Below are 7,716 nucleotides of genomic sequence, written 5' to 3'. Positions count from 1 at the left end.
TGGCGCTGCGGCGAGAAGACCTATTGCACGCAGATGTCGAGCTGCGCTGAGGCGATGTTCCATTTCCAGGCCTGCGGCCTGCAGCGGCTCGATCGCGACCGGGACGGCGTGCCCTGCGAGACGCTCTGCGGCCAGTCCCGTAGCGGCTCGACACGGCGGCGCTGAGCGCCTATCGGCGCCCCTCCCGAAGACGAGGACCGCCATGCCCCAGCCAGCCCATCCCGCCGCCATCAACGGCCTCACCCTTGCGCAGGCCGAGACCATCGCCACCGCCGCACTGGCCAAGGGCCGCGAGATCGGCCTGCTGCCACTGTGTGTCGTCGTGCTCGATGCCGGCGGCCAGCTGAAGTCGGCGAAGCGGGAGGACGGCGCCTCCATCCTGCGGCCCGAGATCGCCACCGGAAAGGCCTTCGGCGCGCTGGCCATGGGCTTCGGCACGCGCGAGTTGGCGCGCCGGGCGCAGGCCGTGCCGGGCTTCACCAATGCCCTGTCGGACCTGACCGGCGGGCGCGCCGTGCCGGTGCCGGGCGGCGTGCTGGTGCGCGATGCGAACAACGTGCTGCTGGGCGCGGTCGGCATCAGCGGCGACGCCTCGCCCAAGGACGAGGAATGCTGCATCGCCGGCATCGAGGCCGCCGGCCTCGTCGCCGACACCGGCGACCCTGCCTGAGCGCAACCATCTCCGGAATGGTGCGTTACGGGTTCATCGGATGACCGAGGAGACGTCGATGACCCGTTCCAGCCTGTATCGCGTGTCGGCCGCGATGCTCATGATCGGCGGCCTGGCCGCCTGCGGCGGCGGCGATCCGCCCGGTTCCGCCGCAGGCCGCGCCACCGACCGCGCGATGGGCACCAACATGTCCGGCGCCTACCCCGCGCAGAGCGACGGCACCCCCGGCAATCCGCGCGGCACGGCGGCGGAGCGCGCGCTGGACACCAGCCCGCCTGCCCGTCGCAATCCGAGCAACCCCGGGCTGTAAGCCGGCGGGGCGCACACATGCGAACGGAACCGGGAGGACAGTCGTCCTCCCGGCCCTTTCGCGTGACCGTCGCGGCGGCCGGCCGCCAGGGGCCGCAGCGCCCGGCCGGTCCGCCCGGAGCGGCGATCGCAGGCCGGGATCCGCGCATGGCGGCCCCGCATCGGCAGGCTTTCGCCCCGGTCCGGGTTGCGGCTATCCTGGCGGCTTTCCCACGCCAGCACCGCGATGGTCGCGCGTGCGCGTAGGAAACTCGTGGAGAGTGGATTTCCAAAGTGATCCCCGCCCTGATGCCGACCTACAACCGTGCCGACCTTGCCTTCGAGCGGGGCGAGGGCGCGCGACTGTGGACGGATGACGGGCGACGTTTCCTCGACTTCGGCGCCGGCATCGCGACCTCCAGCCTCGGCCACGGCCACCCGCACCTGACGAAGGCCATCGCCGAGCAGGCGGCGCGCGTGATGCACGTGTCGAACCTGTACCGCGTGAAGCAGGCCGAGGAACTGGCCGCGCGCCATGTCGCGGCGTCCTTCGCCGACAGCGTCTTCTTCTGCAACTCGGGCGCCGAGGCGAACGAGGGCATGGTGAAGGCGGTGCGCAAGTACCACGCCGAGAACGGCCACCCCGAGCGCTTCGGCATGATCTGCTTCGAGGGCGCCTTCCACGGCCGCACCCTGGCCATGCTGGCCGCCACCGGCAACGAGAAGTACCTCGCCGGCTTCGGCCCGCCGGTCGAGGGCTTCACCCATGTGCCCTTCGACAACATGAACGCCCTGCGCGCCGCCATCACGCCGCAGACCGGCGGCATCATGATCGAACCGATCCAGGGCGAGGGCGGCGTGCGTCCCGCCCCGCTGCGCTTCCTGCGCGAACTGCGCCAGGTCTGCGACGAGTTCGGCCTGCTGCTGGCACTCGATGAGGTGCAGTCCGGCATGGGGCGTTCCGGCAAGCTCTGGGCCCACCAGTGGGCGGACATCGAGCCCGACGTCATGTCGGCGGCCAAGGGCATCGGCGGCGGCTTCCCGCTGGGTGCCATCCTCGCCAAGGAGAAGGTGGCGAAGCATCTCAAGCCCGGCACGCATGGCACGACCTATGGCGGTGGGCCGCTCGCCTGCGCCGCCGGCCTCGCGGTGATGGACGTGGTGATGGCGCCCGGCTTCCTCGACCAGGTGGACCGCGTCGCGCGGCACCTCTGGCGCGGGCTGCTCGGCCTGGCCGAGCGCCACCCGGAGGTGATCGAGGGCGTGCGCGGCGCCGGCCTGCTGCTCGGCATCAAGCTGACGCCCGGGGTCTCGAACGGCGACATGCAGGCCGCCGCGGTGGCCGAGGGCCTGCTGACCGTGGCCGCGGGGATGAACGTGCTGCGCCTCGCACCGCCGCTCATCATCACCGAGGCCGAGGCGGACGAGGCGGTCGCCCTGCTGGACCGCGCCTGCCGTCGCCTGACGCCGCAGAAGGCACAGGCGGCCGCGCAGTGAGCGCAGCGCTGAAGACGGTGGACGGGGGGCCCGGCGCCCCCCGCCACTTCCTCGAAATCATGGATTTCGACACGGCGGCGCTGCGGCGCATGCTCGACCTCGGCGCGCGGGCCAAGCGCGGCGAGGTCCCGGGCAAGCCGCTCGCCGGCAAGACCGTGGCGCTGATCTTCGAGAAACCCTCCACCCGCACGCGCGTTTCCTTCGAGGTCGGCGTGCGGCAGCTGGGCGGCGAGGTGGTAGTGCTGTCGGCCCACGACACCCAGATGGGCCGCGGCGAGACGCCGAAGGACACCGCGCGCGTGCTCTCGCGCTACGTGGACGCGATCATGCTGCGCACCGACGACGTGCGGAAGATCCGCGAACTGGCGGAACACGCGACGGTGCCGGTCATCAACGGCCTGACCGACATCTCGCATCCCTGCCAGATCATGGCCGACGTGATGACCTTCGAGGAGCATCGCGGCCCAATCGCCGGCCAGGTCGTGGCCTGGACGGGCGATGGCAACAACGTCGCGCAATCCTTCATCCAGGCGGCGGCGCGCTTCGGCTTCGTCCTGCGCATCGCGACCCCGAAGGACTTGGCGCCGCCGGCCGCGCTGCTGGAGTGGGCGCGCGCGCAGGGCGCGAAGATCGAGCTGACCAACGACCCGGCAGCCGCGGTGGCCGGCGCGCGCTGCGTCGTGACCGACGCCTGGGTGTCGATGTCGGACGAGAAGGAAGGCCGCGCGCCGCAGCGGCACAATCTGCTCGCACCCTATCAGTTGAACGCCGCGCTGCTGGCCCACGCCGCGCCCGATGCGATCGTGATGCACTGCCTGCCGGCGCATCGCGGCGAGGAGATCACCGACGAGGTAATGGACGGCCCGCAATCGGTGATCTTCGACGAGGCCGAGAACCGCCTGCACGCGCAGAAGGGCGTGCTGCTCTGGGCGCTCGGCGGGGGCTGAGCGCGACGTTTCGCGCGATCCGGCTAAGCCATCAGGCCTGGTCATGACCGAGCCCTGGCGGTGGCGATCCCGCCGGGTGCGCCATGCGAGCACGCGTATAGCGCGTCCAACCGCACCATATAATTTGACGTGTAACGAGATATTGCGGCGAGCGGCCAGCAGACGGTAGCCCCTGGCCTTTATCCAGACAGTGGCGGCACGAGCGCTCGACCCGGGAAAGGTGCCCCAGTAGAGCGCCGCCGTAGCCGGCACCTGCCCGTCATCTCTGAGGTTTCAGGCAGTGCGTGTCAGCGCCTGCTCATCGCTAACATCGGATGCCAGGACGGCTCGTGGTTCGGGCGGCCGACGCCGACGCTTGACATATAATAGTTTGACATCAAACTATCTGGCAGCGGTACGGCATCCGCGACTGTCCCGAACGCGTCCCGCGGCGCGGACTGTCATCCGACCAGAAGGCCATGATTCATGAACCACCCTGTCCGATCCCCGCTGATCGCCCTCGCGGTGCCGCTCCTGCTCGCGGGTCTTGCCGCGCCGGCGGCGGCGCAAGGCGAGGCCCGAATCTCCGGCTTCTTCGCCCTCGGAGCGCTGTCCACGCCGGAGTACCAGGGGTCGAGCGACCGGGTCATCAGGCCCCTGGTCGCCGCGCGCCTTGCCTATGGCGCGAACTACGTCGAGACGGCGACCCTCAGTGCCGGCATTGCCCTGCGGGCCAACGTCTCGCCGTGGCCCGAGATCGAGTTCGGCCCCGTGCTCGGGCAGCGTCGCGGCCGCTCGGACGTCGAGGACGAACGCGTCAAGTTGCTGGCGGAGATCGACGACTCCTTCGAGGCCGGCGTCTTCCTCCGCATCCCCTTCCGGGACGTTCTGGACAGCCGTGACGAGGCCGCGATCGAACTCCAGTTCCAGGGCGACGTGTCCTCCACCGCATCGGGCAGCCTGCTGATCCTCGGCGGCAGCTATCGCTTCGATCCGACCGACCGGCTGCGCCTGAGCGCGATCGCCCTCGCGACCTACGCCAGCGATCGCTACAACCAGACCTTCTTCGGCGTGACCGCCGCCGGCGCCGCCGCCAGCGGCCTGCCCGTCTACACGGCGGGCGCGGGCATCCGCGATGTCGGCCTGACGCTCACCGCGAACTACGAGATCACCGGCGGCTGGGGCATCACCGGCGTCGTGAATTATCGCCGGCTGCTCGGAGATGCCGCCGACAGCCCGATCGTCTCCCAGGAAGGCAACGCAAACCAGCTGAGCTTCGGCCTCGGCATCAGCTACCGGTTCTGACGTGGCGCCATGGCATTCCCCCCGGCCAGGGGTGCGATCAGGTGTCGAGGACCGGGTCCTCGGCGTCCCGGGCCTGGTCCAGCGCGACGCGCAGGCGCCTGAGCACGGGCAAGGCGGCAAGCACCTCGCGATCGCCCACATCCCTCGCGATCGAGGCGACCGAGGCGATCGCGGCGGCCACCGCCTGGTCACGCAGCCTGCGGCCGGCCGGCGTCAGGAACACCCGCTTGACGCGCCGGTCGACCGGATCGGCAGCGACCAGCACCAGGCCACGCGCTTCGAGCCGCTGGATCGTATTCGTCATCGCCGGACGCTCCACTTGCACGGCCCGCGCGATGCGCGCCGGGCTGCGACCGTCACCCATCCGAACAAGGTGGCTGAGCACGATGAAGTGGCTCATGCGCAGCCCGTCGGGCAGCACCTTCTCGAGCCGGTTGCGAGCTAGGTGCTCGATGATCGCGACCTCGTTCAGCAGCATGAACAGCGGCGGGTCGTCGCTTCGGCGCGCGTCGTCGTCGGATGTCACGGGCAGGGGCTTCCGCTGGGCGGGCGCGCTCGCGCCACCGGGCCAGCATATCGGATCGAGAACGCCTTGGGCAGCGTCGGTCCGCCCGCCACGCGCCCGCACCCTCACGCACACCACCCCCGGAGACTCCCATGAGCATGTCACGCCGCGGCTTCCTCGCAACTGCCAGCGCGGGCGTCGCACTGGCCCTCGCGCCGTTGCCTGGCGGCGGCACCTCGGTTCACGCGCAGTCGACCGGTGATGCTCGGCGTGCCTGGGCCGCGGCGCCCGACGCGCGCCAGGACCCGGATCCTCGCCTGCGGGCCCTGGCCTACGCCATCCTCGCGCCGAACCCGCACAACCTGCAGCCATGGCTGATCGAACTGGTGGCGGCGGATCGCATGACCGTCTCGTGCGACCTGGCGCGGCGCCTGCCGGCGACGGACCCCTTCGATCGGCAGCTCACGATCGGATTCGGCGCCTTCCTTGAATTGCTCCGCATGGCGGCGGCACAGGACGGCTACGCGGTCCGCATGGACAGCTTCCCGGACGGCACGCCGGGGCGGCGGCTCGATACCCGGCCCGTCGCCGGGCTGCGCTTCGAACCGATGCCCGGCATGGCATCCGACCCGCTGTTCCGCCACGCGCTGTCGCGGCGCACGAACCGCGCGCGCTACGACATGGCGCGTGTGCCGGATGCCGCCACGATCATGCTGCTGGCGAGCGCCGCCGTGCCCGGCGCCGATGTCGGGACGACCACCGCGCCCAACCTCACGGCCGCGCTGCGCGACCATGTCTGGCGCGCCTTCCGCACCGAGGCGCTGACGCACGAGGCGCACATCGAGAGCGTCAACGTGATGCGCATGGGCCGCGCCGCGGTGATCGCCAATCCGGACGGCATCTCGCTCGACGCGCCCGAACTCGAACCACTGGTCGCGCAGGGCGTCCTGACGCAGGCGGCCATGGCATCGCCTGACTCACCCGTGTTCCAGCAGTTCCTGGCGCTCTACGACGGTCCAGTGCGCGCCACGCCCGCCTTCCTGTGGCTCGTGACGCCTGGCAACTCCCGGGCGGAGCAACTGCGGGCCGGCGCCGACTGGCTGAGGCTGAACCTGCAGGCTACCGGGCTCGGGCTGGCTCTCCACCCGCAGAGCGCCACCCTGCAGGAATATCCCGAGATGGACGGGTTGCTGCGCGAAGTGCACGACCTGCTCGGCATCCACCAGGGCCGGATCCAGATGCTCGCGAGGCTCGGCCATGGGCCCGTCGTGCCGCCTGCCCCGCGCTGGCCGGCCGCGACGCGCCTCAAGGGCTGAACCGTCCGGGTCCCTGGCCACAGCCCTGCGCGCCGCGCGGCGCGTGCGGAAGGCGCCTCCACGGGCCCGGCCGAACCCGCCCGATGCGCCACCCCGCCGGCCGTCGTCGGCCCACCTTGGACGTCCGGCCCCTCGCGCCCTATCTAGCCCTGGTGTCCAGCCCCACCGAACCCTCCCGCACCCCCGACTTCCTCAACCACGACCGCCCGCCCGTGCCCGACCTGGTGGTGCCGCGCGGCGTGCAGCCGTTCCACCTGCATGACCGCCCGGTGCGCGGGCGGCTGGTCCGTCTTGGCCCGCTCGCGGACGCCCTCCTGACCCGCCACGACGCCCACCCCACAGTCACCGCGCTGGCCGGTCAGGCGCTCGCACTCACCGCCGGCCTCGCCGCCGCGCTGAAGTTCCGCGGGTCGTTCAGCCTGCAGGCCAAGGGCGACGGGCCGGTGCCGATGCTGCTGGCCGACTGCACCGATGGCGGCGCGCTGCGCGGCTATGCCCGCGCCAATGACGAACGCCTGGCCGCGCTGCTGGCCGAGGGCATCACACCCAGCGCCGCCGCCCTGCTCGGCCAGGGCTATCTCGCCTTCACCTGCGACCAGGGGCCGGAGATGGACCGCTACCAGGGCATCGTCGCCATCGAGGGGGAGACGCTCACCGAGATGACCGGTACCTATTTCCGCACCTCGGAACAGATCGCGACCCATGTCCACCTGGCCTGCGCGCGGACCGAGGCCGGCTGGCGCGCCGGGGCGCTGATCCTGGAGCGCGTGGCCGGCGAGGGCGGCCTCGGCACAGGAATGGACCGCGACGCACAGGACGAGGCCTGGCGCACCGCGGTCGCGCTGGCCGCCACACTGACCGATGCCGAATTGCTGGACGACGCCCTGAGCGGCGACCGCCTGCTGCACCGGCTGTTCACGCTGGAGGGCCTGGCGCTCGACCGAGCCCGCGCGCTGTCCTATGGCTGCCGGTGCTCGCGGGCCAGGCTCTCGGGCGTGCTGGCAGGGTTCGGGGAGGACGACCTCGACCACATGGCGGAGGACGGGACCATCACCATGACCTGTGAATTCTGCAACATCGCCTTCCGCTTCGACCGCGCCGAGCTGCGCGGCGCCGAAGGCTGACCCCGTGGCGCTGCCCCGACGCGCGGCGCTTGGCGCGCTGCTCGCCGCCGCCGCCTGAGACCGGAAGAGCACACGCCTGAACCCT

The 7,716-nt window shown here is 71.5% G+C and carries 9 protein-coding genes; 8 read left to right on the top strand and 1 reads right to left on the bottom strand.

Features of this window, described 5'->3' with window-relative positions; translation table 11 throughout:
- From HW578_RS28490 to HW578_RS20060, 6 genes are all read left to right on the top strand, one after another.
- Window positions 1-165 (top strand): excalibur calcium-binding domain-containing protein (locus HW578_RS28490; protein WP_198372496.1); only part of this gene is annotated, 165 nt, incomplete at its 5' end.
- 37 nt (window positions 166-202) lie between these two features.
- Window positions 203-670: a GlcG/HbpS family heme-binding protein gene (locus HW578_RS20080; protein WP_198372495.1), complete on the top strand. Its 468-nt coding sequence runs from the start codon at window positions 203-205 to the stop codon at window positions 668-670.
- A 40-nt stretch (window positions 671-710) separates the two neighbouring features.
- Entirely contained in the window at window positions 711-980 is a 270-nt protein-coding gene (locus tag HW578_RS20075; RefSeq protein ID WP_198372494.1) for a hypothetical protein, read from the top strand.
- Between the two features lie 272 nt (window positions 981-1,252).
- Entirely contained in the window at window positions 1,253-2,455 is a 1,203-nt protein-coding gene (locus tag HW578_RS20070) for an aspartate aminotransferase family protein (RefSeq protein ID WP_198372493.1), read from the top strand.
- Window positions 2,452-3,402: an ornithine carbamoyltransferase gene (gene argF / locus HW578_RS20065; RefSeq protein ID WP_198372492.1), complete on the top strand. Its 951-nt coding sequence runs from the start codon at window positions 2,452-2,454 to the stop codon at window positions 3,400-3,402. The genes HW578_RS20070 and argF overlap by 4 nt, the downstream gene beginning before the upstream one ends.
- Before the next feature lie 504 nt (window positions 3,403-3,906).
- Window positions 3,907-4,686, top strand: a complete 780-nt coding sequence (locus HW578_RS20060; protein WP_198372491.1) for a MipA/OmpV family protein — start codon at window positions 3,907-3,909, stop codon at window positions 4,684-4,686.
- Between the two features lie 37 nt (window positions 4,687-4,723).
- On the opposite strand, the gene HW578_RS20055 is transcribed toward HW578_RS20060, so the two are convergent.
- The gene (locus HW578_RS20055) at window positions 4,724-5,164 is read right to left on the bottom strand and encodes a MarR family winged helix-turn-helix transcriptional regulator (protein WP_198372490.1); all 441 of its coding nucleotides are present in this window, start codon (window positions 5,162-5,164) and stop codon (window positions 4,724-4,726) included.
- 179 nt (window positions 5,165-5,343) lie between these two features.
- On the opposite strand from HW578_RS20055, the gene HW578_RS20050 reads away from it, so the two are divergent.
- Together HW578_RS20050 and hslO are read left to right on the top strand one after the other, a co-directional pair.
- On the top strand, window positions 5,344-6,507 hold the full coding sequence (locus tag HW578_RS20050; RefSeq protein ID WP_198372489.1) for an Acg family FMN-binding oxidoreductase: 1,164 nt from the start codon (window positions 5,344-5,346) through the stop codon (window positions 6,505-6,507).
- Between the two features lie 152 nt (window positions 6,508-6,659).
- Entirely contained in the window at window positions 6,660-7,631 is a 972-nt protein-coding gene (gene hslO / locus HW578_RS20045; RefSeq protein ID WP_369407941.1) for an Hsp33 family molecular chaperone HslO, read from the top strand.
- The last annotated feature ends 85 nt before the right edge of the window (window positions 7,632-7,716 follow it).

This window comes from Roseomonas rosulenta, from assembly GCF_016106005.1.
Taxonomy (GTDB): domain Bacteria; phylum Pseudomonadota; class Alphaproteobacteria; order Acetobacterales; family Acetobacteraceae; genus Neoroseomonas; species Neoroseomonas rosulenta.
This window is presented reverse-complemented; position numbering and strand designations above follow the sequence as displayed.